Raw genomic sequence first — 25,897 nt, 5'->3', positions numbered from 1 at the left:
CCCGGCAGGCGGCGATATCATATCCAGCTCTGGAAGAGCATCAGCCGGTTGAAGGTCTGCATCGACGTGCCGACGAAGGCCGCCGAGATCGGCAGCATGGCGGCAAAGCCTGCTGCCGCGACCGCGACATAGGCCCACAACAGCCAGCGTGGCAGACCGTCCCGGCGCAGCACGTAGACCAGTGCAAGCGATGCCACGGTCGCGGCCGGCAGATAGTAATAGATGAAGGCGAGCGTGCGCGGCAGCAACGCCCAGGCGAGCCAGGATCCGAAATAGAAGGCCACGATCAGGAACGCATCCCGGCGGCGCGCGACGACGAAGTCGCGCAGCACGACGGCGAGCGCGAGCAGCGCCGGCCACAGCACCAGGGGGTTACCGAGGAAGACGACCGCGGAGACATTGTCGTCCGCGCCCTTGTCGAACAGGAACCACACCGGGCGCGCGAGCAGCGGCCATGACGGCCACGCGCTCATATAGGTGTGGCCGGCGATGGCAGTGGTGGTGTTGTCGGCGAAGATCCGGCGCTGCGCCTCGACCAGATCCGGCAGCGACACGCCGTAGAGCGGGACGAAGGCCGCAAGATATGTCGCCACGGGCAGGACGACGAAGCAGAGCACGACGTGATGTAGTCTGAAGTCGGGCCAGAGATCGGGCCGGTACCAATCCCCCGGCTTCGCGTCGGCAAACATAGTGTGCCAGCCCTGCATCAGGCGGATCACCGCGACGATGACGATGCAGATTCCGAGCGGAAACAGACCGCTCCATTTGCAGGCCGCAGCACAGCCGAACAGGCTGCCGGCAGCCGCGAACAACGCGTGAGGCCGGTCCTTTCGAAAGCCGTGCATGAAGGCGGCAATCGCGAGCAGGCCGAAGCCGAGTGCAAAAATGTCGAGCATCGCGACGCGCGCCTGCACGTACAGCATTTGGTTGCAGCCGGCGATCAGCGCAGCGGCGATCGCAGGCCCTTGCGCGGCGAACAGCGCGAGGCCGCACAGATAGATCGCGACGATCGCGAGGGCGCCGAACAAGGTCGCGGGATAGCGCCAGCCCAACGCGGTGTCGCCAAAGGCCGCGATCGATAGCGCGATCAGCTCTTTCGCCAATGGCGGATGCATCGGATTGAGCATCGGCTGCGACATCGATGGTGCCAGCATCTGGCGCGCCGCCGGCACGTAGTGCACTTCGTCGAAGACGAACTTCTCCGGCGTCGAGAGGCCGATCAGCAATGCGAGATGCGCGACCAGGAAAATCGCGACAGCAATCACTGCGCTCCGCGACACCTTCGGAACCGCTGGCAAGTCGAGCGGCATTTGTGGGGATGTTTTGCGTGGCAAATTTGCGTCACCGCGGAGAATAATAGACATCGCAGTTTTCATTGAACGCATTCTGCCGCAACTGTCACTAAGCATAACGCAGGTCTCGCGCTGCTTGTGATAATTCCGCCACATCGCAAGCGCGCCTGATCCGGTACGATCAGGGACACATCGATCGGTTGCGAAATGAATTTGCGTTTCTGGCTTTTCTCCACGCTCTTCTCGACCGCCTTGTGCGTGGCTCCTTGCGCGCAGGCGCAGACGCGCGTCGGTGAAGCCGTCGTGATCCAGAATGAAGTCGTTCGCGTCGCCGCGACAACGACGCCGATCAGCGTCGGCGACAGCATGCTGCGGGACGAGACCGTGCGCACCGGCGCCGGCAGCGCGGCGCGCTTCGTGATGGCCGACAGCACCAATCTGTCGCTCGGTCCGAGCGCGACGCTCAAGCTCGACCGCACCGTCTTCAACGACGAGCACAGCTATCGCGACGTCGCAATCCGCATGACGACCGGCGCATTCCGTTTCGTCACCGGACATTCCGAGAAGACCGCCTACAAGATCACGACCCCGCTCGCGACCATCGGCGTGCGCGGAACCACACTCGATATCCTGTCCCAGCGCGGCCGCTCGGTGGTCGTGCTGCAGGACGGCGCCGCCAGTGTCTGCACGACGAGCCAACAATGCGTGCAGCTCACCCAGCCCGGCGACACCGCAATCATCACCTCGACCGGCGGCAAGGTCTCTATCAGCAAAACCAACACGCCGCCCTGGACCTTTGCCGCGACCTGTGCCGCGAGCGCGGGACTGTGCGCGGTCAACCAATATGCGGACGCGTCGCCGACCATCACGCCCGCCGTCCATGACGACGGCATGCTGTGCGGACGCTGAAGATGGCGGTATTCAACGTCAGGCGCTTCATTGTCGCGAGCATGCTGACCGCCGCGGCTACGTTTGCGTTTGCCGCGTTCGGGGCCCGTCCGGCGGCTGCCGCCGCGATTTGCGAGTCCGAGTGCGAAGAGCCGACGCCCTCCCCTTCGCCGACATATTCACCGACGCCGACCTACAGCCCCTCCCCCTCGCCCAGCCCCTACCCGTCATCGTCGCCGAGCCCTTTTCCGGCCTCCTCCCCGAGCCCGACGCCGACACCGACCGGCGCGGATTCCAGCGGCGGCTCGATCGGCGGCCTTGCCAACCAGCGCTTCAACCAGATGATCACCAACCGGGTGCTCAGCACGGTGCTGCTCGGCGTCAACGAGCAAGTCAATTGCAGCAACTGCGTCAGCGCGTTCGGCTCCGCCGGCTCGTTCTCGGCCGGCATCCACGGCCGCAAGGAGCTGACCAACAATCTGTCGCTGCTCGCCGGCATCGCCTACACGCAATACAGCGAAGGCGGCTACAACATCACCAGCGCGCCGATCGGCGCATTCGCGCTACGCTATGACTTCACCGACTGGGGCTCGTCGCGTCCGTTCTTCGACGTCGGCACGATCCTGACGCCGTGGGAGAAGGCGCGCTACACCCGCAGCTACAACACCAGCCTCGGCCCGGTGAGCGTCACGAGTTCGACCAACGCCGCGAACTACGCCGTCTACGGCCGCGCCGGCTGGATAAGTCGCGTGTCGCCCCGCGACGAGGTCGCCGCCTCGATCGAGGTCTGGCAGCTCTGGCAGCGCGTCTCGGGCTACACCGACAGCGCAGTGGCGTTCAATCCGTTCGACGCCAGCATCGCGACCGGCACCGACCGCACCAGCCTGGTCAAGATCGGGGGCCAGTGGACGCATCTCTACGGCAGCAATATCGAGGCCAACATCAATGGCGGCTGGGTGCAGTCATTCGCCGCCCACAGCGGCATCGTCGCCACCGTGACCGGCGACGGCGTGGTGGTGCCGACCATGGGCAACCAGGGCTGGTTCGAATATGGCGGCCGGCTCGGCTTCCGCGTGCAGAAGGGCTGGATCGTGGATCTGTTCGCCAACGGCACGCTCGGCCCGCAGCCGGTGGGCAACACCATCCATGGCGGCGTGGGGCTGCGGATCAATTATTAGCGGCGGGGCCTTCGCCTCAAATTCCGCTGTCATGCCCCGGCTCGACCGGGGCATCCAGGACGCCGCGGCCTATCGATTGACCAACGGCCGTCGCGGCGTACCGGATCGCCCGGTCAAGCCGGGCGATGACAGTGAGTATGCGGCAAGGGCACGCCCTTCACGCCGCCGACTTGCCCTCGAACGCGCGGCGCAAGGTTTCCACGTCCAGCTTGACCATCTTCATCATGGCCTGCATCGCGCGTGCGGCAGCCGCCTTGTCGGCGCTCGAAAGGAATTCGAACATCACCTTCGGCACGACTTGCCAAGCCACGCCCCAGCGATCCCTGAGCCAGCCGCACTGCTCTTCCTTGCCGCCATGGGCCAGGAACGCATTCCAGACGCTATCGACCTGGGCCTGATCGTCGCAATGGATCATCAGCGAGATCGCGTGGGTGTATTCCATTTTCATGCCGCCATTGAGCGCGACCAAAGGCTGTCCCGCCACTGAGAACTCGACGACGAGCACGGAGCCTTCCTTGCCGGACGGGCCATCTGAAACGTTGCGCTGAACGTGCGTGATCTCCGAATTCGGAACGAGCGAGACGTAGAATTTCGCGGCTTCCTCGGCATCGCCGTTGAACCACATGCAGGGAACGAGCTTGGACATCGTGAATGCTCCTCTTCGGTTTCTTGCTGTTGTGGGGCTTGGATCAGGCGTTCGCCATCTCGGACTGCGCCGCGAAGGCTGCCATGTCCATCCAGTTCACGCCCCACATGTGGCCGTCCGGATCCTCGAAGCTGCGGCCGTACATGAAACTGTATTCGTCCTTCGGGCTGGGATCGGCGACCCCGCCTGCAGCCTCGGCCCTGCTGACGATATCGTCGACCTCGGTCCGGCTATCGGCAGACAGGCAGAACAGCGCCTGGTTTGAGGTCTTTGCATCCGAGATCGGCTTCGGCGTGAACTGACGGAATTTCTCGTGGGTCGTCAGCATCGCGTAGATGGTCTCGGAAAAGACCATGCAGCTCGCTGTTTCGTCGCTGAATTGCGGGTTCCTGGTCGCACCGACCGCCTCGTAAAAGGCAGTGGCGCGCTTGAGGTCGGTCACGGGCAGATTGAGGAAAATCATCCTGGGCATCGGAGCTCCTTGGGCGGGGTTCTGCCCAAGGACGGACGGCCAGGCGGCGATCCGACACGGCTTCCGGATCTTTTTTTGGACCCTTGCCTGCGAGGTTCTGTCGCACAGAACCCGCCGGCTTTCAGGCGCTTCTCACTTCTTCTCGTTCGGATCGCGGTGAATGGGATCGACCCACAGCACGGTCTCGGGCTTCTCGATCGGCTCGATGTCGAGGTTGACCGCGACCGCCTCGCCGTCGCTGCGCACCAGGACGCATTCCAGCACCTCGTCCGCGCTGGCGTTGATCTCCTGATGCGGCACATAGGGCGGGACGAAAATGAAGTCGCCGGGGCCGGCTTCCGCGGTGAATTGCAGGCTCTCGCCCCAGCGCATCCGCGCCTTGCCCTTCACCACGTAGATGACGCTTTCGAGATGGCCGTGGTGGTGCGCACCGGTCTTGGCGTCGGGCTTGATGCTGACCGTACCCGCCCACAATTTCTGCGCACCGACGCGCGCGAAATTGATCGCGGCCGCGCGGTCCATGCCCGCCGTCGACGGCACGTTGGTATCGAGCTGGTTGCCGGGAATGACGCGCACGCCGTCATGTTTCCAGCGATCGTCGTGATCGTGGTCATGGTGGGAATGCGAATGGTCATGGCCGGTCATGAGACTTGCTTTCTGTTGGTTCCGTGTGCGGCAAACTAACCCAAAGCCGCGACATCGAGCCATAACAAAATCGGAACCCTCATAGCCGTCGAACGTTGTCCTAGCGAGCAAAACGTCAGGAGAGTTTCATGGGTAGCACGACCGACAAGATCAAGGGCACCGCAAATGAGGCAATGGGCAAGGCCAAGCAGGGCGTCGGTGAAGCCACCGGGTCCGAGCGCCTGAAGGGTGAAGGTGCAGTTCAGGAAGTGAAGGGCAAGGGCCAGCAGGCCATGGGCGATGCCAAGGACGCCGCAAAGGACGCGGTTGATCGCGCAGCCGCTGCGGCCAAGCGCGCGACGGAGTAAGACGAGATAACACGTCGCACTGAAAGCGAAAGACCGGCCGAGGGGCCGGTCTTTTGTTTGTGGGCTTACTTCACCCCGAGCAATTCCACGTCGAACATCAGCGTGGCGTTCGGCGGAATCACGCCGCCTGCGCCGCGGGCGCCATAGCCGAGCTGCGGCGGAATGATCAGCGTACGCTTGCCGCCGACCTTCATGGAGGCAACACCCTCGTCCCAGCCGGCGATGACGCGGCCCTTGCCGATCGGGAATTCGAACGGCTCGTTGCGGTCGACCGACGAGTCGAATTTCTTACCCTTCTGGCCGTTCTCGTAGAGCCAGCCGGTGTAGTGCATCACGCAGATCTGGCCGGGCTTGGGCGAAGCGCCGGTGCCGGCGACGCTGTCGGTGATCTGCAAACCTGAAGCTGTGGTCATGGTCTTCCCTGCGGTCTGGGCCGAGGCCGTGGTGGAAACGAAATCGGACACGTCGGCGATCACAGTGATCGCGAGTGCCGACATGATGGCGAGGAGCACGCGCTGTAAACGCTGCATAAGAGACCTTCCGTTTGAGGCGCAAGGTGTCTAGCGCAACGCCGACCCCGTTTCCACCCCTCACACCTCGATATTTTCGAGCCGCACGGGGAGCTTGCGAATACGCTGGCCGGTGGCGTGATAGATCGCATTGCAGATCGCCGCATTGGTGCCGACATTGGCGAGCTCGCCGAGGCCCTTCACGCCTGCCGGGTTGATGTGATCGTCCTGCTCGGAGAGCAGCAACACCTCGACACCGGGCACGTCGGCATTCACGGGCACGAGATAGTCGGCAAAATTGTCGTTGACGTAGCGCGCATTGCGCTCGTCGATCTCGGTGGCTTCCAGCAGCGCCGAGGACATGCCCCAGATCAGGCCGCCCATGAGCTGGCTGCGCGCCGTGCGCGGATTCATGATGCGGCCCGCCGCGAACGCACCCACCAGCCGGGGGCAGCGAATTTCATGGGTAAAGCGGTTGACGCGGACCTCGACGAACTCGGCGCCGAAGGCGTAGGCAATCTTGTCCTTCATCTGATGGCCACCGACGAGCCGCGCGTGCCCGCTGTGCATGGCCGTGAACGAATCCAGCGGCGCGCCTTCGGGCTTCCACTCGCCGTATTCCTCGACGATGCCGACGCCGAGCGCGTCGAAGGCCTTCTGGAGATCGAGAGGACGATCGCTCTGCGCCGCCTGCGTGCTCGGCGCCTGGCTGATGCCGACAGTCTCCTTGGCCTTGTCGGCGAGGCTGTCGCTCGGCATCACGGCTTTGAACAGCTTTTGACGAATCCGGTCGCACACCATCATCACCGCCGAGCAGGTGCTCGCAGTCGAGTTCGAACCGCCGGCAACAGGCGCCGGCGGCAGATCGCTGTCACCCAAGAAGACCGCGACTTTCTCCAGGGGCACGCCGAGCCGCTCAGCCGCGGTCTGGGCGATGACGGTATACGCACCGGTGCCGATCTCGTGACCGGCGATCTCGACCCGGGTACGGCCGTCGCGCTGGAGGCGAACGCGCGCGGCAGAGGGCGCCATCTGCGTCGGATAGCAAGTGGCGGCACAGCCATAGCCGACCAGCCAGTCGCCGTCCGACATCGATTTCGGCTGCGGCGAGCGCTGCGACCAGCCGAACGCCCTGGCGGCCTCGTCGAAGCACGCCATCAATGACCGCGACGTATAGGGTTTGCCGCCGATCGGCTCCATGGTGGTGTCGTTGATGCGGCGGAGCTCGACCGGGTCCATGTTCAGCTTCACCGCTAGCTCGTCCATCGCGCTCTCCAGCGCGAAGAGATACGGCACCTCCGGCGGGGAGCGCATGAAGCCCGGCGTATTGCGGTCGGCGCGCACGATCGACACCAGACTGGCGACGTTCGGGCAGGCATAGAGCCGCGTCGTCGTCTTGGTGCCGCCGACGCAATAGGCATCGGGACGCGACGAAACCTCCGCGCCGTCATGCCTCAAAGCCACCAGCTTGCCGTTCCGACCCGCACCGAGCCTGATCTCATGGCGCGTCTCGGCGCGGTAGGTGGCGATCGTGAACCCCTGGTCACGGGTCGGCACCAGCTTGACCGGCCGGTTCAGGCGTTTGGCAATGCCGGCGATGATGGCGGTTCGCGGCGTCATCGAGCCGCGCGAACCAAAGCCGCCGCCGACATAGGGATTGACGACGCGGACCTTGTCGGCGTCGATGCCGAGCTGCTCGGCGACGCCGTTCTTCAGGCCGTAGACATATTGGCTGCCCTCGTAGATGACGAGCTCGTCGCCCATCCAGGCGCAGCTCGTCGTAAACAGCTCCATCGGGTTGTGGTGCTGGGTCGGCGTTTCATAGGAGGCGGTGAGCTTGACCTCGGCCGCGTCGAACGCCTTGGCGAAATCGCCGACCTCCGGGTCTTCCTTAAACTGTGCGTTCTGTCCCTTTGCCGCTGCCGTGGTGGTCCCCGGCGACTCGAAGCTCGCACTCGGCGCTACGGCCGTGTAGCTGACCTTGACGCGATTGGCGGCTTCGCGCGCCGCCTCGTAACTCTCGGCGATGACGACGGCGATGATCTGGCCGTCATGGGCGATGTCGGCCGATTTCAGCGGCTGGATCGTGGTGCCGGCATAGCCGCCATTGCTGAACAGTTTCGATTCCTTCAGCTTCGGAGCGTTCTCGTGCGTGACGATGTCGATCACGCCGCGGACCTGCCTGGCATCGTCGAGATCGAAACTGTCGATGCGGCCCTTGGCGATGGCGCTGGTGACCAGGAATGCGTAGGCCGGATTGTCGAGCGGCATGTCGGACGCATAAGTCGCCCGGCCCGTGACCTTTGCGGCCGCGTCATAGCGCGGCACGGGCCGGCCCATGTTTGCTTTCGGCTCGGGAGCTGCAGCGGCCATGATCAGATCTCCATCGTTACGGCCTGCTGGAGCGCGCGCGCCACCACGCGCTTGCCGAGCGCGATCTTGAAACTATTGTGCCGGCGGCCTTTGGCGTCGGCAAAGGCGGCATCGGCCACACGCTGCGCCAGACCGTCGTCGAATGTCTGTCCCTTCAGCATCGCCTCCGCCTCACGCGCCCGCCACGGCACGGTGGCGACGCCGCCGAGCGCGACACGCGCGTCCCTGATCGTGCCATCCTGCACGTCGAGCGCGACCGCAGCCGATGACAACGCGAACTCGTAGGACTGCCGGTCGCGCGCCTTGAGATACACCGAGCGCGGCCAGCGGCCGTGAACGGAAAACGCAGAGATCAGCTCACCGGGCTGAAGCGTGGTCTCGATGTCGGGCGTCCTGCCGGGCGCCTTGTGCAAGTCCGCGAACGGCAAGTTGCGCGTGCCGGACCTGCCGGTGATCTCGACCTTCGCATCGAGCGCGATCAGCGCCTGCGCAAAATCACCGGGATAGGTCGCGATGCACTGATCGGACGTGCCGAGCACCGCATGCATGCGATTGACGCCATCCATGGCGGCACAGCCCGAGCCAGGATTGCGCTTGTTGCAATTCTCATAGGAGGCATCACGGAAATAGCTGCAACGCGTTCGCTGCATCACGTTGCCGCCGAGCGTCGCCATGTTGCGCAGCTGGGCGCTGGCGGCGAGCTTCAGGGAATTCGCGATCACCGGATAGTTGCGCTGGATTTCGGCATGCGCGGCCACGTCGGACATCTTCGCGAGCGCGCCGAGCCGCAAGCCGTCACTGCCGGGCTCGATCGCCGACCACCCGCGCGCCAGCGGGTTGATATCGACGATCGCGGCGGGCCGCATCACGTCGAGCTTCATCAGGTCGATCAGCGTGGTGCCGCCCGCGAGCGGCTGCGCTGTAGCCTTGGTCAGCGGATTGTTCGCAGCCGCGGCAGCGCCGAGCGCCTGCACCGCCATGTCCGGGTCTGTTGCCCTTTGATACGAAAACGATCGCATGCGCCTAGCCTTTCATGATCTCGGGCGCGGCCTGCTTCACGGCGGCGACGATGTTGGGATAGGCGGCGCAGCGGCAGATGTTGCCACTCATGTATTCGCGGATATCGGCCTCGCTGCCCGCGTGCCCCTCCTTGACGCAGGCCACGGCGGACATGATCTGGCCCGGCGTACAATAGCCGCATTGAAACGCGTCATTGTCGACGAAGGCCTGCTGCATCGGATGCAAATGATCGTCAGTGGCTAGGCCCTCGATCGTCGTGATCTCCTGACCCTCGGCGGCGAGCGCGAGCGTCAGGCACGACACCACGCGCCGGTCGTCGATCAGCACCGTACAGGCACCACATTGGCCGTGGTCGCAGCCCTTTTTGCTGCCGGTGAGCTTGAGATGCTCCCGCAGCGCGTCGAGCACCGTCGTGCGCGCGTCGATGCGCAGGCGCTTGTCCTTGCCATTGACCCGCAGCGTGACGTCGACGGGAAGCGCCGGATCCTGGGCGGCCGACGCGCTCGCATCCTGTGCGACCGCACGTGCCGTCATCGGGACCAGCGCACTGCCGGCAGCGCCCGCCATGAAGGCGCGCCGATCGAATCCGGATGGTCCGGAACCTGGTTTTTCCGACATGGGAGGGCCTCCGCCGCTTTGAGCAAGAGCAGCGCACGCCTGCACCGCTCATCGGCGCTTAACCTGAAGCAATGAACTCCGTTCCGAACGAGAAAGGGCGACGCAGCAAATGCCGCGTCGCCCTTCGTCAACTTTTCCTGATCTTGCGCGGGGAACCTGTGCGCGGCGGTCAGTACCCGAGCGCGCAACCGTCCTTGCGCGGATCGGAACCGCCGGTGAGCGTGCCCTTGTCCCAGTCGATCCAGATCGCCTGCGCGCCGCCGAGCGGACCGACGACGCTGGTGGTCTTGTGGCCGAGTTTCTTCAGGCCTTCGACGATCTCGGCCGGCACGCTGTCCTCGAGCTGGTACTGGCCCTCGTAATGCAGGCCGCGAGGCATATCGATCGCCTCCTGCACGTCGCAGCCATAATCGAGGATGTTGGTCACCACATGGGTCTGGCCAACCGGCTGATACTGTCCGCCCATCACCGCGAACGGCATCACGGAACGGCCGCCCTTGGTGAGCAGGCTCGGCATGATCGTGTGCAGCGGACGCTTGCCGCCGGCGATGCAATTCGGGTGGCCCGGCTGGATGCGGAAGCCGCCGGCGCGGTTCTGGAGCAGGATGCCGGTCTTGTTCGAGACGATGGCCGAGCCGAAGGAATGCGCGACCGAGTTGATGAACGAGCAGACGTTGCGGTCCTTGTCCACGACGGTGATGTAGATGGTTGAGGGATTCATCGGCGGCGCGACGTTCGGCAGGTCGAGCATGCCGTCCATGCGGATCTTGTCGATGTGCTCGTTGCAGTATTCCTTGGCGAGGATCTTGGCGACCTCGATCTGCATATGCTCGGGATCGGCGACATGCAGCTCGCGATGCATGTAGGCGATGCGCGCGGCCTCGGCTTCGAGGTGGAAACGCTCGACGCTGAGCGGCGCGTATTTGGTCAGGTCGAACCGCGACAGGATGTTCAACATCAGCAGCATGGTGAGGCCCGGTCCGTTCGGCGGGCACTGCCAGACGTCGTAGCCCTTGTACATGGTGCCGATCGGCGTCGTCGTTTCGGTGGTATGCGCGGCGAAATCGTCGAGCGTGTGCAGGCCGCCGATTCCGCGCAGGGTCTCCACCATGTCTTCCGCGATCGGGCCCTTGTAGAAGGCGTCGCGCCCGTCCTTGGCGATCGCCCGCAGCGTCTTGCCGAGCTCGGCCTGGCGGATGACGTCGCCGGCCACCGGCGGCTTGCCGTGCGGCAGCAGATACCGCTCCGTGTTGGTGCCGGCCTTCAGCTTCTCGAACTGGTTCTTCCAGTCGAAAGCGATGCGGGGCGCGACGACGTAGCCTTCCTCGGCCGCCTTGATCGCGGGCTGAAGCAGCCGGTCGAAGCCGAACTTGCCGTGATCGCGCAAGACGGTCGCAAAGGCGTCGATCACGCCGGGGATCGAGACTGCATGCGCCGAGGTCAGCGGCACGGAGTTGATCTTGCGCTCGAGATACCAGTCGGCGTTCGCCGCCTTCGGGGCGCGACCGGAGCCGTTATAGGCGATGATCTTACCCTCACCGCGCGGCTGGATCAGCGCAAAGCAGTCGCCGCCGATGCCGGTCGATTGCGGCTCGATCACCCCGAGAATGGCCGAGCCCGCGACGGCCGCGTCCACCGCTGTGCCGCCCTCGCGCAGCACCTCGATCGCGGCGAGCGACGCCTGCGGATGCGAGGTCGCCACCATCGCGTTGGTGGCGTGGACCGTGGACCTGCCGGGGAAATGGAAGTTTCTCATCGAATTCTTGCTCTCGTTGGCGTCTGGCGCGGATGGCGTGTCGTTTCGGAAAAGTCGGGCCTACATGACACATTCCGGCCCGCCGGGGCAATGCTGGCATGCCAGGGAAATGGCTGCCATCCGTTGGGAATAGAGCTGCTCGTTGCGGGTTTTCCGGGCACGCTGCGCCTGCTAAACGGGCGCCATGATTTACAAGGTCGCCGCCTTCTACCAATTCGCCGCCCTGCCCGATTACCGCGAGCTGCGGGAGCCGTTGCGCGCGTTCTGCGCCAGCTTGGCGCTGAAGGGCAGCGTGCTGCTCGCGCAGGAGGGCATCAACGGCACGGTCGCGGGTCCGGGCGAGGCGATCGACGCCCTCGCCCATGAGCTCGCGCACGGCGACATGTTCGGCGGCAGATTGAACGATCTCGAACTGAAGTTCTCGACCGCCGAGACGATGCCGTTCGGCCGGCTCAAGGTGCGGCTGAAGAAGGAGATCGTCACGCTCGGTGACGAAACCGCCGATCCGACGCGGCAGGTCGGCACCTATGTCGATGCGGCCGAATGGAACGCGCTCATCGAAGAGCCCGACACGCTGGTGCTCGACACCAGGAACGCCTTCGAGGTGGCGATGGGGACGTTCGACGGCGCGCTCGACCCCGGCATCAGGAGCTTTGGCCAATTCAAAGATTTTGCAGCCGAGCAGCTCGATCCCGCCAAACACCGCAAGATCGCTATGTTCTGCACCGGCGGCATCCGCTGCGAGAAGGCGAGCGCGCACCTGCTCGCGCGCGGCTTTGCCGAGGTCTATCACCTCAAGGGCGGCATTCTCAAATATCTGGAAGAGGTGCCGGAGGCGGAGAGCCGCTGGCGCGGCGAATGCTTCGTGTTCGACGAGCGCGTCGCGCTCGGCCATGGTTTGCAACAACTTGGTTTGCAAGAATGTGGATTGCGCGAACGGGACAAGGACGCGGCACGTGACGAATGAGATCAAGACGCTCGGCGAGCGCATCGACACGCTGGAGACGCGCCTCGCCTATCAGGACGACGCGATCGAGACGCTGAACCAGACCATCACCGCGCAGTGGAAGCAGATCGACGCGCTGACGCGGAGGATCGCGGAGCTCGGCGAGCGGCTGCAGGAGGCCGAGGCGAATGCGCCGGGAGCCGCCAATGAGCGTCCGCCGCATTATTGAGCGGGGTTACTGACCGGACGCCTTGAGCAGGAGGTTGCTCACCTCGCCCGACATCATCAGCCGGTTGCGCCCGGCCTCCTTGGCGGCATAGAGCGCCTGGTCGGCGGCCTCGATCAGCGAGACCACGCCGGCCGTGCGCTCCAGCGCCGGCCGGCAGGCAGCACCGCCGAGCGAAGCGGTGACGCAGCCAGCCGCATGGTTGCTGGTGTGGACGAGGCCCGCATCGCGGATCGCCCGTCGAATCCGGTCGCCGATCAGGGCGCAGCCGGCAGCGTCGGTGTTCGGCAACAGCATGGCGAACTCCTCGCCGCCGTAACGCGCCGCAAGATCGCCGGAACGCTGCGCCTCAGCAGCGATGATCTGGGCCACCTGCCGGAGGCAGGCATCGCCCGCGGGATGGCCGTAGTCGTCGTTGTAAGACTTGAAGTGGTCGACATCGATCATCAGCAAAGAGAGGCTGGAGCGCTCGCGATAGGCACGCGCCCACTCCTCCTTCACTCGTTCATCGAAGCGGCGGCGATTGGCAAGCCCGGTGAGGCTGTCCTCGATCGCGAGCGTTTCGAGCCGGGTCTCGAGCTTCTTCTGCTCGGTGATGTCCCGCGAGATCGCGACCACGCCGTCGACGCGGCCATTCTCCTTGCGGGTCACCCGCATGGTCGATTCGAGCCAGACTTCGGCATTCTGCCGGTGCGCGTTGCGATAGGTGACGCGCACCTCCTCCTTCTCGCCGCGTTTCATGGCGTCGACGAGCGCCTGCACCTGCGGCCGGTCGTCCGCGTGAATGCCGGCAAGCGCGAGGGTCCCGATCAGCTGATTGGCGCGCCAGCCGACGACGCCAATCGACGATGGCGAGACATAGCGCAACCGCTCGTCGAGGCCGATCCGCGTCACCATGTCGCTGGAGCCTTCGGCAAGAAGTCGGAAATGCGCTTCCTTCTCGACCAGCGCGGCCGCCATGCTCTGGCCCCGTTGCAACTGCCGCACCAGCACCGCACCGATGATCGCGATCAGCATGACCAGCGCGAGCACGTAGAGCATGCGAGAGGTCGCCGCAGCACGCCAGGGCGCCAGCAGTTCGGCCTTATCGACGGTGGCGAGCAGGACGAGCGGATAGCGGCCAGAGCGCTTGAAGAAGCTGACCCGGTCGGCGCCGTCGAGCGGCGACTTGAAATGATAGGCTCCGCCCGGCCGCTGCAGGCCGGCATCACGGAACAGCGGCGTATCGGCAACGCTGCGGCCGACGAACCTGTCGTTGCTGGGGTTACGCGCGATGATGAGGCCGTCGCCGTGCGTCAACGCCACCGAGCTGTTGCGGCCGATCTCGAACTGTTCGTAGAAATGCGAGAGATATCCCGAACTGATGGTCGCGAGCACCACGCCGCCGAAGCTACCGTCCAGCTTGTTGAAACGGCGCGACAGGGTGACGACCCACTCGCCATCGAGCAGGCTCTTCACGGGACGGCCGACATGGGGCTCCCGTTTCGGCGAGAGCTGGTGATAACGAAAGAACGCGTCGTCGTTGAGCGTCGAGCCGATCGTGCCGGGCGAGGTCAACCAGTTGCCGTGGTCGTCGATGATGGCGAGGCTGTGGATGCGCTCTATCGCCTTCTTTCGCGCCTCCAGCAGGATTCTAAGCTTCGCGATCGTGGCCGGCTCGGCGCCGTCCATCTCCAGCCGGCTGACGACGCCGACGACGCCTGAATCCAGCAGATCGAGGCTGTCCTCGGCATGCTGCGTCAGCGAGCGCGCAACATTCGCCATCTCTGCCTCGGCGCCCTTGAGCACCGCGTCGCGGGCCGCCCATTCCCGCCAACCGCTGACGCCGAGGATGGCCACGCAGGTCAGCGCAACGAACGCAGCCGCCCGCAGCGGCAGGCGGCTCAATCCGGCTCTTTGGGTCACAGCACTCATGCGGCAGAATTCTCCGAAGCTCGGAAACTCTGCTGCTTCTGTTATTGAACTCTGAAACGTCGGGACAAATATGCAGTGATGTCCCCAGTTTTCCGTAGTCGTACGGACGCCGGAATCAGCGCATCGCTAACAAGGCATTAGCAAACCTATCGGAATCCGGCGCAACCGCCGCTAGCTGAAGATGGCCTTAACCTTGTCCCAGAGCGAGGGATTGTCGGCCTCCGCATCGGCCTTCGAGGGCGTCGGCTGGGCGGCACTCACGGGATCGGACGCGGGGAAGGTATCTTTCAGCCCGGCGTCGAGCTTGGCGTGGCGGTCGGCGGCGAGGGCTTCGTGCAGATCGTCGGCGTGCTTGTCATGCGGCGCGGGGTTGAATGTCTCAGCCATGGTCTCGTCCTCCGTTGGCTGGTCAACGCGGTCCAATTGCGCTTGGTTCCCCTGTTCCGCTGAGCGCCGCGGCGGTGTATCAGGAGCCCTAACCATCTTCAGGACCGTTCGTGCCCCAGTCTGCGACAAAACCCTTTATCGACGTCCTCTCCGGCCAGCGGCAGGTCATTCCGCCGGTCTGGATGATGCGGCAGGCCGGCCGTTACCTGCCGGAATATCGCGAGGTGCGCGCCAAGGCCGGCGGCTTCCTCGACCTCTGCTTCAACCCGGAGCTTGCCGCCGAGGTGACGCTGCAACCGATCCGGAGGTTCGGCTTCGACGCGGCGATCATCTTCTCCGACATCCTGGTGATCCCCTATGCGCTCGGACGTTCCGTGCGCTTCGAGGTCGGCGAGGGTCCGCGGCTCGAACCGCTGGATGATCCCGCCAAGGTCGCGACACTGGCGAAGCAAGCCGATTTCGGCAAGCTCGCACCGGTGTTCGAGGCCCTCAAGATCGTGCGCGGGGCGCTCGATCCCAGGATCGCACTGATCGGCTTCTGCGGCGCGCCATGGACGGTGGCAACCTACATGGTCGCCGGCCAGGGCACGCCCGACCAGGCGCCGGCGCGGATGATGGCCTACCGGCATCCGGAGGCGTTCGCAGCTATCATCGACGTGCTGGTCGAGAACTCGATCGAATATCTGCTGGCGCAGCTTGCGGCCGGCGCCAATGCCTTGCAGATCTTCGACACCTGGGCCGGCGTGCTGCCACCCGCCGAGTTCGTGCGCTGGTCGATTGAGCCGACGCGGCGCATCGTCGAAGGCGTGCGCGCCAAGGTGCCGGATGCGAAGATCATCGGCTTTCCGCGCGGTGCCGGTGCGCAACTGCCCGGGTTCGTCGAAGCGACCGGTGTCAACGCGGTCAGCATCGACTGGACCGCGGAGCCGGCCTTCATCCGCGAGCGCGTGCAGAGCAAGGTTGCGGTTCAGGGCAATCTCGATCCGCTGGTGCTGATCACAGGCGGCGCCGCGCTCGACCGCGCCGTCGACAACACGCTGGCGAATTTCGCGCAAGGGCGGTTCATCTTCAATCTCGGCCACGGCATCCAGCCGGAGACGCCGATCGCCCACGTCGAGCAGATGCTGAAGCGGGTGCGGGGCTGATTTATTTTGCGCCTGGAGAGCGGAAAAACAAAAAACGCGAAAACAACCCCATGCACAGTAGAGAGGCCACGCCCGATCAATGACTTAGGGCGGACGGAAATCAGGTGCACTGTCATCACATCAGGTCGCGCCAACATTTGACCCGTCGGGCAAAACAGGCGCATGATGCCATCATCGCACCTATGCCCGCCTCGCGGCCGACTTAGCTCGGCCGGCTGCGCTCGATGATCTCGGCGGCGCCCCTGGCCAGCAGATCCAGTCCTACCGCACGGCCGAGTTCGCGCGGACGATTGGCGGGCCCCGAACGCAAGGCTTCGATGATGGTGTTGCCGGAGAGATCGAGCACGGACGCGGTGAGCGACATCTGATCGCCCGCAATGGTCGAAAAGCCCGCCACCGGCGAATTGCAATGGCCGTTCAGCACCCACAGCACTTCGCGCTCGGCGTCGGCAGAAGCGTGTGCAGCGGGATCGTCGATCGATGCGAGGATGCGACGCGTCTGCCAGTCCTGTGCCGCGCATTCGACGGCGACGATGCCCTGCCCCGCTGCCGGGAGCATTTCCGCTGCGGAGAATTCGTAGCCGATGCGATGGGAAAGCCCGACGCGGTCAAGGCCGGACCGCGCCATGATGAGCGCATCCGCAGGCCCCACCGCGCCGCCATCCGGCAGGCGCTGCTTCTCGCCATTGTCCAGTTTTCGCACGCGCGTGTCGGCGGCGCCGCGGAAGTGGATGATCTCGACGTCGGGAAACAATCGCCGCGCATAGGCGGCGCGGCGGACGGCGTTGGTGCCGATCTTGAAACCCTTGCCGCGCGATTGGCGCAGCGCCTCCAGCGTCACGCCCTCACGCAGCACCAGCGCGTCGTTGGGAGGATCGCGCGACAGCGTGGCGCCGATCACGAGGCCCGGCGTGTCCTCGTTGCCCGGCATGTCCTTCAGCGAATGCATCGCCGCCTGGAGCTCGCCCGACAACACGGCGGCGCGGATCTGCGCCACGAAGGCACCGCCCTTGCCGCCATGGGGCAACAGCTTGCTGGTCTGGTCGAGATCGCCCGTGGTGTCGAACTTGACGATCTCGACGTCGAGATCGGGCATGGCGGCGGTCAGGCGGCGCGCGATCTCTTCCGTCTGTGCCAGCGCCATCGCGCTCTTGCGTGTGCCGATCTTGAATCGCGTAGCCAAGCCCAAATCCTCTCAAGGCGCGAGTTTACCGCGCATCCTCCAATATCATGTCGGAGGCCTTTTCGGCGATCATGATGATCGGCGCATTGGTGTTCCCCGATACGAGATCGGGCATGATCGAGCCGTCGACGATTCGAAGGCCCTCGAGGCCCCTCACCTTCAGCCGCTGATCGACCACCGCGAGCGCATCATTGCCCATACGACAGGTCGAGGTCGGATGGTAGATGGTGCTGCCCCGCTCACGGCAATAATCCAGCAGCTCGGCATCCGTGGACACCTTCGCTCCGGGATCGTACTCGTCGACCACGAACGGCTTCAGCGCCGGTGCATGCAATATCTTGCGCAGGATCTTCAAACCTTCCACATTGGTGGTGCGGTCGGTCTCGGTCGACATGTAGTTGATGCGAATCTCCGGCGGCACCGTCGGATCGGCGCTTTTGATGCGCAAGGACCCGCGGCTTTCGGGGCGGAGCTGGCACACCGACGCCGTGAAGCCGGAGAAATCATGAAGCTTCTCGCCCATCTTGTCGGTCGAGAACGGCAGGAAGTGGACCTGGATGTCTGGCGAGGCCAGTCGCGGACTGGTCTTGAAGAAGGCGCCCGCGGTGCCGGCCGCGATCGTCAGCCAACCTTTGCGGAACAGCGCATAGCGCGCGCCGGCCATGGTGCGGCGGAGCGGATGATTGACGGTGTCGTTGAGCGTGATCTTCTGCGAGCAGCGCATCACGATGCGGACCTGCATGTGATCCTGGAGATCGTGCCCGACGCCCGGCGCGTCCAGCACGACATCGATGCCGTGCTTGCGCAGGAGGTCGCCGGGCCCGACGCCGGAGAGCTGGAGCAGCTGCGGCGAGTTGTAGGCGCCGCTCGACAGCACGACCTCCTTGCGCGCACGGGCGCGGCGCAGCGTGGCGCCCTGACGGTACTCAACGCCGACCGCCCGGCGGCCCTCGAACAGCACGCGCTGGCCGAGCGCGCCAGTCTCGATCTTGAGATTGCCGCGGGCCTTGGCGGGGCCGAGATAGGCCACCGCCGTCGAGGCGCGGCGGCCGTTGCGGGTCGTGGTCTGAAACAGGCCGACGCCTTCCTGCGTGGCGCCGTTGAAATCAGGATTGTAGGGCAGACCGGTCTCGACCGCGGCGTCCATGAAGGCCTTCGACAGCGGATCGGTCACCACCATGTTGGACACCGGCAGCGGGCCGCCGCTGCCGTGATATTGATCGGCGCCGCGCGACTGGTTCTCGGCCTTCTTGAAATAGGGCAGCACGTCGTCATAGCCCCAGCCGGCGTTGCCGCGCTGACGCCATCTGTCGTAATCCTCGTGCTGACCGCGGACATAGAGCAGGCCGTTGATCGAGCTCGATCCGCCCAGCGTCTTGCCGCGCGGCTGAAACACCTGGCGGCCCTTCAGCTCGGGCTCCGGCTCGGTCTGGTACATCCAGTTGACGGTCTTTTCCTTGAACAGCTTGCCGTAGCCGAGGGGCACGTGGATCCAGATGTTGGAATCCTTCGGGCCTGCCTCGAGCAGCAGCACGCGGTGCTTGCCGTTGGCCGACAGCCGGTTGGCGAGCACGCAGCCGGCAGAGCCGGCACCGACGATGATGTAGTCGAACTCAGGGTCGGAGGGCGTCAGGGAGGAAGTTGCGTTCATGCGCTACTGTTCTTTTTGTTGGTGTGGGCGTTTCCAATCATCACTTAGCACGATCATGCAACGACGCGCAGCGCCTCGACCAGCGACCTGAACGCACGGGCATATTCCGCGCCCGCCCTTGCGATATCGGCGCGTCCGGCGCAGGCGACCGCCGCTTCCGTGACCGCGCCGAGCAGCAGCCGGGCCAGCGGCTCGACCGGCTGCCGCGCGATCAGGCCGGCCTCCATCGCCGCCGCAATCGCACGCGGCAGCTTGCCCCCGAAATGTTTGGCGTCGATCTCGCGCCAGCGCTCCCAGCCGAGCACGGCCGGGCCATCGCGCAGGATGATCTGGCCGGTCGGGCCTTTGGCGGTCGCGGCGAAATAATGCTGGGTGCCTGCGACCATCGCGGCAAGCACGTCCTTCTCGGCGCGGGCCGTGCTGTCGATCTCGGCGACGAGGTCGCGCGAGACCCGGTCGAACACCGCTTCGAACACCGCCTCCTTGGTCTTGAAGTGATGATAGACCGCGCCCTTGGCGACGTGGGCGGCTTCGGCGATCTCGTCCATCGTCGTCGCGGCAAAGCCTTGCGTCCCGAACAGGCGACGCGCCGCCGTCAGGATCGCTTCCGATGTCGCAGCCCGCCGCTCCGCCTGTTTCGCCATGGGTCTGCTGTAATCGAAATGGACGAGGACAGCCAGTTGACTTTTCGACCGTCGGTCGGTATTTACCGACTAACAGTCGTTTTATTCGTGAGGTGAACCATGCCGAGCCGTGATGTCGTCGAAGCTTTTGCCAAACGATTGGAGGACGGGGATTTCGTCGGGGCGATCCTCGACTACTACACGCCGGACGCCGCCACCTATGAAAACCAGGCCGACCCCCTGGTCGGGCGCGACAAGCTCGCGGCCAAGGAGCGCGGCGTGCTGGCAGCCTCTAGGGAGGTCAAGGCGGTGCGCATCGGGCCGAGCCTGATCGAAGGCGATCATGTCGCCACGCGCTGGAGATTCAGCTTCACCAATGCCGAGGGCATCATCCGAACGTTGGACGAGATCGCATGGCAGACGTGGCGAGGCGATCAGTTGATCGAGGAGCGGTTCTATTACGATCCGAAACAGATGGGGCGGTGATGCCTAAAGCACAGCTGTCATCGCCCGCGAAGGCGGGCGATCCAGTATTCCAGAGACGGCAGTGATTCCTCGATAGGCTGCGGCGTACTGGATGCCCCGCCTTCGCGGGGCATGACAGCGGAGTTGGTAGTGAGCATGCTCCTGCCGCGACGACGATGACGACCGCGCCTCGCATTTGTATCGATTTGTTATCGATACAATATCGCGAACACGCAGAAGTGGTCACAGCAATCGTCGCAAGCTCAGATAATTCATAGTTCGTCAAAGGTTTGCAGCGAATTCTCCGGACCGGGCCGGACAAGCGGCCCATGCTGCTAGGCTCTGGAATGCGGACTCAAACGACCAGCTATTTCGCGCGGCTGTTCGCCGGCGATCTGTCGGCCTTTGGCGGTCCCGTAACCGACGAAGCCGTCGCGGGCCATATCCGCGCCGAACAGATGTCGCTGGTGCTCGGCTATTCGGTCGGCATCATGCTGGCCAATGCCTGCAACGCCGGCGTGCTCGTCGTCGCGCTGTGGCATTCGCCGGACTTGAAGCTGGCTTTGATCTGGGCCGCCATCGTGGCGGGCGCCGCGATCGCGTTCGGCCTGCAATCCCATGCCGCGCGCCGCATCACCAAACCACAATTCGTCTCGCGCCGGGCCATGCATCGGCTGGTGCGCAATGCCTTTCTCCTCGGGGCCGCCTGGGGCACCGTTCCGGTCGCATTCTTCGCCGATGCCTCAACGGGCGGGCAACTCGTCATCACGTGCCTCTGCTCGGGAATGCTGGCCGGCGGCGCGCTGGCCTTCGCCACGATCCCGATCGCGGCGATCGCATTCACGGCCCCGATCTTCGCTGGCATCGCGATCTGCCTCGGCAGGAATGGCGATCCGGCGTTTCTGCTGATCGCCTTCCTGGTGGTGGTCTACGGATCGGTGCTGCTGCGCAGTGTGTTCGTCAACTCGATCTCGTTCGCACGGCGCGTGATGCGGCAGATCGAGGCCGAACGTACGGTGCGGCAGGATCCGCTGACCCATCTGCCCAATCGCGTCGCGTTCAACGAAACGCTCGATGCAGCCTTGAAGCGGCTCGCTCTGTCCGGCGAGGAATTCGCAGTCCTTCTGCTCGATCTCGATCGTTTCAAGGAGGTCAACGACAAGTTCGGCCATCCCGCCGGCGACGAGTTTCTGGTCCAGATCGCGAGCCGCCTGCAACGCTGCACCCGCGCGGCCGAGCATGTCGCGCGCATCGGCGGCGACGAGTTCGCGCTGGTGATGGCCAATCTGGCGCGCCCCGAGGACGCGCTCGGGATCGCCGAGCGCTTCGTCGCGGCCTTCGATGAACCGTTCCAGATCGAGGGCCGCCAGATCGTCGGCGCGACCAGCGTCGGCATCGTGCTGGCGCCGCGTGACGGCAGCACGCAACTCGACATCATGAAGAACGCCGACACCGCGCTCTACCGCGCCAAGAAGGCCGGACCCGGCACGGTGTGTTTCTTCGAGGAGGCCGACGATCGCTCGTCACGCGACCGCAAGGCGCTGCAATCGGATCTGGAAGGCGCCATCGCCAGGGACGAGCTGTTCCTGGTGTTTCAGCCCTTTCTCGACCTGGGCGGCAACCGCATCACCGGCTTCGAGGCGCTGCTGCGTTGGCAGCATCCCCAGCGCGGACTGGTGCCGCCGAGCGAGTTCATTCCGATCGCCGAGGAAACCGGTCTGATCCACGAGATCGGCGAATGGGTCGTCCGCCGCGCCTGCGCGACGGTTGCCGAGTGGCCCGAAGAGATCAGGGTCGCCGTGAATTTCTCGGCCGCGCAGTTTCACAACAACGGCCTGCTCCAGATCATCGTGCAGGCGCTCGCGGACGCGAAGATCGCTCCGCACCGGCTCGAGATCGAGATCACGGAATCGATGCTGCTGTCGAAATACGCCTCCGCCGCGTCGGTCCTGAACGCGCTGCTGGAGCTCGGCGTCACCGTGGCGCTCGACGATTTCGGCACCGGCTTCTCCTCGCTGACTTACCTGCGCAAGCTGCCGTTCAGCCGCATCAAGATCGACCAGTCCTTCATCCGCGACATGCTGGTGCAGCCGGACTGCGCCGCGATCGTGAAATCGGTGATTGGGCTCGCCCGCGACCTGCGCATCGGCGTGGTCGCGGAAGGAGTCGAGACCGCCGACCAGCTCGAATATCTGCGCCAGATCGGTTGCGACGAAGTTCAGGGTTATCTCATCAGCCGGCCGGCGTCGGCGGATGGCGTTCTGGCGCTGCTTGATCCGAAGAAGTTGCGGACGACCTACGCGGCGTAGGATGAAATCACATGGGCTCGAATGCGGGCCACGAGGACGGCGAGCCTCCTCTCCCTCTTGCGGGAGAGGGCTGGGGAGAGGGTGTCTCCGTAGCGGGAGTCCCAAGAGGAGAGAGCCCTCACCCGCGCCGTCGGCGCGACCTCTCCCGCAAGCGGGAGAGGTGGCCCGCGGCGCCTTCCATTCCGAGAGATGGATCCCTCTGCAATTCGGTCAGATCGCATCCGCCCGCAGCAGCGTATCCACCGTGATGGTGCCGCGGGCGCGGGAGACGCAGGCGCAGATCTTCTGGTTGCTTTGCTTCTGATGGTCGCTGAAGAAGACATCGCGATGGTCGATCTCGCCGTCGATGGCGACCACGTCGATGGCGCACAGGCCGCATTCGCCGCGCTTGCAATCGTACATGACGTCGTGGCCGCTGGCGTTGAGGACATCAAGCATCGAGCGCTCGCGTGGGATCTCCAGCTCGATATCTGAGCCTTTCAGGCGCACGCGAAATGTCTCGGTCGGCAGCGTGCCGCTCGAACCAAAAGTCTCGTAGCGAAGATCGGGAAGCGGATGACCGGCGCCGATCCAGGCGTGGCGCGCGGCATCCAGCATCCGCATCGGGCCGCAGAACAGCGCCAGCGCATCCTTGGGCACCGAGGCGAACAGGGCGTCGAGATCGAGCCGCTTGCCCTCATCGCTGGCGTGAACGACCAGGCGATCACCCAGCATTGCGGCGAGGTCATCGAGATAGGCGGCCTCCGTGCGCGAGCGCACCGCGTAATGCAGCGTGACATCGGCGCCGCGCCGCGCCAGCGCCTGCGCCGCACCGAGGATCGGGGTGATGCCGATGCCGCCGGCGATCAGGCAGTAGTTTTGGCGCGCCCAATCAACCGCGAGCAGCGAGGCGGGCGTCGTGATGTCGAGCCGCGCGCCCGGCTGCAACGACCACATATAGCGCGAGCCGCCACGCGAGTCCTCGGCGCGGCGCACCGCGATCCTTAAACCCTGCGGCGAGGCTTCCCCGACCAGCGAATAGGACCGCGTCTCCGGCTGCCCGTCGATGGTGACGCTGATATTGATGTGGCTGCCGACCGGATAGGCGGCGCCATCGAACTGGTCCGGCCGGATCAGGAATTCGCGGATGCCCGGCGCAAGATCACGCGTCGAGACGAGCGTCGCCGGACTCCAGGTTTCGATGAAGCGCATGACACTCCCCTCAATCGGTTGCGGACTTGATCAGCGCAAGCGCCGGCAGCAGGTCGAGATGGGTCCGGTTGCGTAGCGCAAGCCGCAAATTGCGCACCGCGAGCCGCGCATGCTCGCGCATGACCGCCTCGGCGCGCGCGCCTTCGCGGTTCTCGATGGCGTCGATCACGACACGGTGGTGCTCCTGCCCGATGATCAGGATCTGCTGCGCCTCGGGCAGCGCCGACTGCGCCATCACGAAACCGCTCGGGGAGGCAAACGGCAGCGACGAGGCGCGGTCAATCTGCCGGATCAGCGGCGGGCTTCGCGACAATTCGGTGAGCAGGGCGTGGAAGCGCGCGTTCAGCGTGACATAGGACGAGAACGCATCGACCGAGATCGGGACCTGGCGCAACAGCTCGTCGATCGCGGCAAGGCACTCCTTCAGCGGCTCGAGCTCGCGCGCGGACACGCCGCGCTCGGCGGCAAAGCGCGCGGCGAGCCCTTCCAGCGTGCCGCGCAGCTCGATGGAATCGGAGATATCGCGCTCCGAAAACGCCTTCACCATGAAGCCGCCGGAGGGAATCGCCTCCAAGAGGCCCTCCTCCTCCAGCCGCACCAGCGCCATGCGCACCGGAGTGCGCGAGGCACCGGTGGTCTCCACCGCCTGGAGCTCGGAGATGCGCTCGCCCGGACGCAACGAGCCCGACAGGAGCTGATCGCGCAGCGCGAGCTGCGCCTTCACGGTTTGCGAGACGGAGCGGTCGACCTCACGCTCGGCCATGTCGGCTTACTCCGCGGCCTGGGGGTGCTGCGGCGGGTTTTCCTTTGCCACCATCTTGTCGATCAGCTTGCGCGTCCACATCGCGCCGGCGTCGATGTTGAGATTGTAGAAGATGCGATCCGGGTTCTCGTCCATCGCGCGCTGCTGCGCCTCGAGGATCAGCTCGTCCTCGTGGAAAATGCCGGAGACGCCCTCGCGGATCTCGGAGGTGATGCGCTGCTCGCCGAGCTGATAATTGCGCACGAAGGCCCAGAAATAGTGGCAGGTCTTCTCGGTTTCCGGCGTGATGGTGTTGAGCACGAAGCCGTTGACGCCTTGCGAGCGGTCGCCTTCGGGCGCGCCGGTGCCGGTCGGCGCCACGCCGACGTCGATGGCAATGGTGCACGGCGCTTCGAAACGGATGATCTGCCAGCGGTCGACGAGGCCGGACTTGCCGAGTTGTTTCGCCCAGAACGGCGGCGCCTCGATGCCGCGCATCCAGCGCGTCACCGTGACAGTCTTCTCGCCATGGGTGACGTCGAACGGCGCCTCCGCAACCGCCTCGTTGCCGATGGACGAGCCGTGCACGAACGTCTCGTGGGTGAGGTCCATGAGATTGTCGAGCACGAGGCGGTAGTCGCAATTGACGTGAATGGTCTTGCCGTCGCCGGCCCAGGCCGGGTCGTGATTCCAGTGCAGGTCGGGCACCAGCGCGGGATCGGCGAGCGCGGGATCGCCCATCCAGAGCCAGATGTAGCGGTGACGCTCGACCACGGGATAGGCGCGCACGCAGGCCGACGGGTTGATGGTCTCCTGCGACGGCATGAAGGTGCAGCGCCCTTGCGCGTTGTATTTCAGGCCGTGATAGCCGCAGACGACGGTGTCGCCTTCGAGCCGGCCCTTGGACAGCGGCACCAGGCGGTGCCAGCAGGCATCCTCCAGCGCGGCCACCGAGCCATCGGCCTTGCGATACATCACGATGTGCTTGCCGCAGATCGTCCGCGGCAGCAGTGCCGGCTTCAAGTCGGCGTCCCAGGCGGCGGCATACCAGGCGTTCATCGGGAAGGGTTTTGTCACCGGTCTCACTCCCAAGGCTTATGAATACGTTATGTATACAATAACGGGGGAATGAAATGGTTCAAGGGCTATTATGACGTATTATAATACCTTACTTCCGTATCATGTATACATGTTTGCTCCGCTGTCATTCCCCGCGGAAGCGGGGAATCCAGTACTCCGCGGCAGAAGTTGGTTCACACAACTTTCGCCGCGGCGCACTGGATCGCCCGCCTGCTGTTTAGACCGGGCAGATCACTGACAGGTGTTCGGAGACATAGCTGACACATCAAAATGGGCTGGTCTGGTCGATTC

The 25,897-nt window shown here is 64.9% G+C and carries 25 protein-coding genes; 8 read left to right on the top strand and 17 right to left on the bottom strand.

Annotation, left to right across the window (positions count from 1 at the left end; translation table 11 throughout):
* Positions 1-17 precede the first annotated feature (17 nt).
* The gene (locus tag AC0L3U_RS19340) at positions 18-1,448 is read right to left on the bottom strand and encodes a phospholipid carrier-dependent glycosyltransferase (RefSeq protein WP_473362821.1); all 1,431 of its coding nucleotides are present in this window, start codon (positions 1,446-1,448) and stop codon (positions 18-20) included.
* 51 nt (positions 1,449-1,499) lie between these two features.
* On the opposite strand from AC0L3U_RS19340, the gene AC0L3U_RS19335 reads away from it, so the two are divergent.
* Together AC0L3U_RS19335 and AC0L3U_RS19330 are read left to right on the top strand one after the other, a co-directional pair.
* Complete coding sequence (locus AC0L3U_RS19335; protein WP_027568515.1) at positions 1,500-2,201, top strand: FecR family protein; 702 nt, start codon at positions 1,500-1,502, stop codon at positions 2,199-2,201.
* A gap of 2 nt (positions 2,202-2,203) precedes the next feature.
* Entirely contained in the window at positions 2,204-3,358 is a 1,155-nt protein-coding gene (locus tag AC0L3U_RS19330) for a hypothetical protein (protein ID WP_473362820.1), read from the top strand.
* Between the two features lie 157 nt (positions 3,359-3,515).
* Here AC0L3U_RS19330 and AC0L3U_RS19325 read toward each other — a convergent pair whose 3' ends face one another.
* From AC0L3U_RS19325 to AC0L3U_RS19315, 3 genes are all read right to left on the bottom strand, one after another.
* A complete protein-coding gene (locus tag AC0L3U_RS19325) occupies positions 3,516-4,004 on the bottom strand; it encodes a VOC family protein (protein ID WP_473362819.1) in 489 nt (162 codons plus the stop codon).
* 43 nt (positions 4,005-4,047) lie between these two features.
* Positions 4,048-4,476, bottom strand: coding sequence for a VOC family protein (locus AC0L3U_RS19320; RefSeq protein ID WP_473295053.1), 429 nt, complete (start codon positions 4,474-4,476; stop codon positions 4,048-4,050).
* 132 nt (positions 4,477-4,608) lie between these two features.
* On the bottom strand, positions 4,609-5,121 hold the full coding sequence (locus AC0L3U_RS19315; RefSeq protein ID WP_473262780.1) for a cupin domain-containing protein: 513 nt from the start codon (positions 5,119-5,121) through the stop codon (positions 4,609-4,611).
* Positions 5,122-5,249: 128 nt separating this feature from the next.
* Here AC0L3U_RS19315 and AC0L3U_RS19310 point away from each other — a divergent pair, with 128 nt between their 5' ends.
* The gene (locus AC0L3U_RS19310) at positions 5,250-5,468 is read left to right on the top strand and encodes a CsbD family protein (protein ID WP_007606928.1); all 219 of its coding nucleotides are present in this window, start codon (positions 5,250-5,252) and stop codon (positions 5,466-5,468) included.
* A gap of 65 nt (positions 5,469-5,533) precedes the next feature.
* Here the strand turns inward: AC0L3U_RS19310 and AC0L3U_RS19305 are convergent, their stop codons facing one another.
* The 5 genes from AC0L3U_RS19305 to ggt form a co-directional block, all read right to left on the bottom strand.
* Positions 5,534-5,998: an FKBP-type peptidyl-prolyl cis-trans isomerase gene (locus AC0L3U_RS19305; protein ID WP_473362818.1), complete on the bottom strand. Its 465-nt coding sequence runs from the start codon at positions 5,996-5,998 to the stop codon at positions 5,534-5,536.
* 60 nt (positions 5,999-6,058) lie between these two features.
* Positions 6,059-8,350: a xanthine dehydrogenase family protein molybdopterin-binding subunit gene (locus tag AC0L3U_RS19300; RefSeq protein ID WP_473362817.1), complete on the bottom strand. Its 2,292-nt coding sequence runs from the start codon at positions 8,348-8,350 to the stop codon at positions 6,059-6,061.
* Positions 8,351-8,352: 2 nt separating this feature from the next.
* Positions 8,353-9,369 carry an FAD binding domain-containing protein gene (locus AC0L3U_RS19295; RefSeq protein ID WP_473362816.1) on the bottom strand — a complete coding sequence of 339 codons (1,017 nt, stop codon included), beginning with the start codon at positions 9,367-9,369 and terminating at the stop codon, positions 8,353-8,355.
* 4 nt (positions 9,370-9,373) lie between these two features.
* Positions 9,374-9,988, bottom strand: coding sequence for a (2Fe-2S)-binding protein (locus tag AC0L3U_RS19290; RefSeq protein WP_473295050.1), 615 nt, complete (start codon positions 9,986-9,988; stop codon positions 9,374-9,376).
* A 169-nt stretch (positions 9,989-10,157) separates the two neighbouring features.
* A complete protein-coding gene (gene ggt, locus AC0L3U_RS19285) occupies positions 10,158-11,744 on the bottom strand; it encodes a gamma-glutamyltransferase (protein ID WP_473362815.1) in 1,587 nt (528 codons plus the stop codon).
* A 184-nt stretch (positions 11,745-11,928) separates the two neighbouring features.
* Here ggt and trhO point away from each other — a divergent pair, with 184 nt between their 5' ends.
* A complete protein-coding gene (gene trhO, locus AC0L3U_RS19280) occupies positions 11,929-12,711 on the top strand; it encodes an oxygen-dependent tRNA uridine(34) hydroxylase TrhO (RefSeq protein ID WP_473362814.1) in 783 nt (260 codons plus the stop codon).
* A complete protein-coding gene (locus AC0L3U_RS19275) occupies positions 12,701-12,919 on the top strand; it encodes a SlyX family protein (RefSeq protein ID WP_007606917.1) in 219 nt (72 codons plus the stop codon). Before trhO ends, AC0L3U_RS19275 begins: the two co-directional genes overlap by 11 nt.
* Before the next feature lie 6 nt (positions 12,920-12,925).
* On the opposite strand, the gene AC0L3U_RS19270 is transcribed toward AC0L3U_RS19275, so the two are convergent.
* Together AC0L3U_RS19270 and AC0L3U_RS19265 are read right to left on the bottom strand one after the other, a co-directional pair.
* Positions 12,926-14,830, bottom strand: a complete 1,905-nt coding sequence (locus AC0L3U_RS19270; RefSeq protein ID WP_473362813.1) for a sensor domain-containing diguanylate cyclase — start codon at positions 14,828-14,830, stop codon at positions 12,926-12,928.
* Between the two features lie 171 nt (positions 14,831-15,001).
* Positions 15,002-15,217, bottom strand: a complete 216-nt coding sequence (locus AC0L3U_RS19265) for a hypothetical protein (protein ID WP_007595236.1) — start codon at positions 15,215-15,217, stop codon at positions 15,002-15,004.
* A gap of 110 nt (positions 15,218-15,327) precedes the next feature.
* Between AC0L3U_RS19265 and hemE the strand changes: the two genes are divergently transcribed.
* Positions 15,328-16,362, top strand: coding sequence for a uroporphyrinogen decarboxylase (gene hemE / locus AC0L3U_RS19260; protein WP_473362812.1), 1,035 nt, complete (start codon positions 15,328-15,330; stop codon positions 16,360-16,362).
* Positions 16,363-16,564: 202 nt separating this feature from the next.
* Here the strand turns inward: hemE and hemC are convergent, their stop codons facing one another.
* Genes hemC through AC0L3U_RS19245 form a run of 3 tightly spaced genes read right to left on the bottom strand, consistent with a single transcriptional unit; the run spans position 16,565 to position 19,840 of the window.
* Positions 16,565-17,545, bottom strand: coding sequence for a hydroxymethylbilane synthase (gene hemC, locus AC0L3U_RS19255; protein WP_473362811.1), 981 nt, complete (start codon positions 17,543-17,545; stop codon positions 16,565-16,567).
* A 25-nt stretch (positions 17,546-17,570) separates the two neighbouring features.
* A complete protein-coding gene (locus AC0L3U_RS19250) occupies positions 17,571-19,196 on the bottom strand; it encodes a GMC family oxidoreductase (protein WP_473362810.1) in 1,626 nt (541 codons plus the stop codon).
* A 53-nt stretch (positions 19,197-19,249) separates the two neighbouring features.
* Entirely contained in the window at positions 19,250-19,840 is a 591-nt protein-coding gene (locus tag AC0L3U_RS19245) for a TetR/AcrR family transcriptional regulator (RefSeq protein ID WP_473362809.1), read from the bottom strand.
* A 99-nt stretch (positions 19,841-19,939) separates the two neighbouring features.
* On the opposite strand from AC0L3U_RS19245, the gene AC0L3U_RS19240 reads away from it, so the two are divergent.
* The gene (locus tag AC0L3U_RS19240) at positions 19,940-20,305 is read left to right on the top strand and encodes a nuclear transport factor 2 family protein (RefSeq protein ID WP_473362808.1); all 366 of its coding nucleotides are present in this window, start codon (positions 19,940-19,942) and stop codon (positions 20,303-20,305) included.
* Between the two features lie 326 nt (positions 20,306-20,631).
* A complete protein-coding gene (locus AC0L3U_RS19235; RefSeq protein WP_473362807.1) occupies positions 20,632-22,593 on the top strand; it encodes a putative bifunctional diguanylate cyclase/phosphodiesterase in 1,962 nt (653 codons plus the stop codon).
* Between the two features lie 210 nt (positions 22,594-22,803).
* Here AC0L3U_RS19235 and AC0L3U_RS19230 read toward each other — a convergent pair whose 3' ends face one another.
* The 3 genes from AC0L3U_RS19230 to AC0L3U_RS19220 are packed head-to-tail and all read right to left on the bottom strand — an operon-like array spanning position 22,804 to position 25,603.
* Positions 22,804-23,784: a PDR/VanB family oxidoreductase gene (locus tag AC0L3U_RS19230; protein WP_473362806.1), complete on the bottom strand. Its 981-nt coding sequence runs from the start codon at positions 23,782-23,784 to the stop codon at positions 22,804-22,806.
* A 10-nt stretch (positions 23,785-23,794) separates the two neighbouring features.
* The gene (locus AC0L3U_RS19225) at positions 23,795-24,547 is read right to left on the bottom strand and encodes a GntR family transcriptional regulator (RefSeq protein ID WP_007595257.1); all 753 of its coding nucleotides are present in this window, start codon (positions 24,545-24,547) and stop codon (positions 23,795-23,797) included.
* A gap of 6 nt (positions 24,548-24,553) precedes the next feature.
* A complete protein-coding gene (locus AC0L3U_RS19220) occupies positions 24,554-25,603 on the bottom strand; it encodes an aromatic ring-hydroxylating dioxygenase subunit alpha (protein ID WP_473362805.1) in 1,050 nt (349 codons plus the stop codon).
* Between the last annotated feature and the right edge of the window lie 294 nt (positions 25,604-25,897).

It is taken from the genome of Bradyrhizobium sp. Kon69 (genome assembly GCF_055807515.1).
The sequence above is the reverse complement of the archived record's forward strand: the minus strand, read 5'-3'. Positions and strand labels throughout refer to the sequence as shown.

Bases quoted from the DNA above. Each gene is read 5' to 3' on its own strand.
- AC0L3U_RS19265 (WP_007595236.1), bottom strand. From the start codon at position 15,217: ATGGCTGAGACATTCAACCCCGCGCCGCATGACAAGCACGCCGACGAT.
- AC0L3U_RS19295 (WP_473362816.1), bottom strand. From the start codon at position 9,369: ATGCGATCGTTTTCGTATCAAAGGGCAACAGACCCGGACATGGCGGTG.
- trhO (WP_473362814.1), top strand. From the start codon at position 11,929: ATGATTTACAAGGTCGCCGCCTTCTACCAATTCGCCGCCCTGCCCGAT.
- AC0L3U_RS19300 (WP_473362817.1), bottom strand. From the start codon at position 8,350: ATGGCCGCTGCAGCTCCCGAGCCGAAAGCAAACATGGGCCGGCCCGTG.
- AC0L3U_RS19340 (WP_473362821.1), bottom strand. From the start codon at position 1,448: ATGTGGCGGAATTATCACAAGCAGCGCGAGACCTGCGTTATGCTTAGT.
- AC0L3U_RS19315 (WP_473262780.1), bottom strand. From the start codon at position 5,121: ATGACCGGCCATGACCATTCGCATTCCCACCATGACCACGATCACGAC.
- AC0L3U_RS19240 (WP_473362808.1), top strand. From the start codon at position 19,940: ATGCCGAGCCGTGATGTCGTCGAAGCTTTTGCCAAACGATTGGAGGAC.
- AC0L3U_RS19225 (WP_007595257.1), bottom strand. From the start codon at position 24,547: ATGGCCGAGCGTGAGGTCGACCGCTCCGTCTCGCAAACCGTGAAGGCG.
- AC0L3U_RS19290 (WP_473295050.1), bottom strand. From the start codon at position 9,988: ATGTCGGAAAAACCAGGTTCCGGACCATCCGGATTCGATCGGCGCGCC.
- AC0L3U_RS19250 (WP_473362810.1), bottom strand. From the start codon at position 19,196: ATGAACGCAACTTCCTCCCTGACGCCCTCCGACCCTGAGTTCGACTAC.
- AC0L3U_RS19245 (WP_473362809.1), bottom strand. From the start codon at position 19,840: ATGGCGAAACAGGCGGAGCGGCGGGCTGCGACATCGGAAGCGATCCTG.
- ggt (WP_473362815.1), bottom strand. From the start codon at position 11,744: ATGAGAAACTTCCATTTCCCCGGCAGGTCCACGGTCCACGCCACCAAC.
- AC0L3U_RS19310 (WP_007606928.1), top strand. From the start codon at position 5,250: ATGGGTAGCACGACCGACAAGATCAAGGGCACCGCAAATGAGGCAATG.
- AC0L3U_RS19230 (WP_473362806.1), bottom strand. From the start codon at position 23,784: ATGCGCTTCATCGAAACCTGGAGTCCGGCGACGCTCGTCTCGACGCGT.
- AC0L3U_RS19335 (WP_027568515.1), top strand. From the start codon at position 1,500: ATGAATTTGCGTTTCTGGCTTTTCTCCACGCTCTTCTCGACCGCCTTG.
- AC0L3U_RS19325 (WP_473362819.1), bottom strand. From the start codon at position 4,004: ATGTCCAAGCTCGTTCCCTGCATGTGGTTCAACGGCGATGCCGAGGAA.
- AC0L3U_RS19320 (WP_473295053.1), bottom strand. From the start codon at position 4,476: ATGCCCAGGATGATTTTCCTCAATCTGCCCGTGACCGACCTCAAGCGC.
- AC0L3U_RS19270 (WP_473362813.1), bottom strand. From the start codon at position 14,830: ATGAGTGCTGTGACCCAAAGAGCCGGATTGAGCCGCCTGCCGCTGCGG.
- AC0L3U_RS19330 (WP_473362820.1), top strand. From the start codon at position 2,204: ATGGCGGTATTCAACGTCAGGCGCTTCATTGTCGCGAGCATGCTGACC.
- AC0L3U_RS19235 (WP_473362807.1), top strand. From the start codon at position 20,632: ATGCGGACTCAAACGACCAGCTATTTCGCGCGGCTGTTCGCCGGCGAT.
- AC0L3U_RS19305 (WP_473362818.1), bottom strand. From the start codon at position 5,998: ATGCAGCGTTTACAGCGCGTGCTCCTCGCCATCATGTCGGCACTCGCG.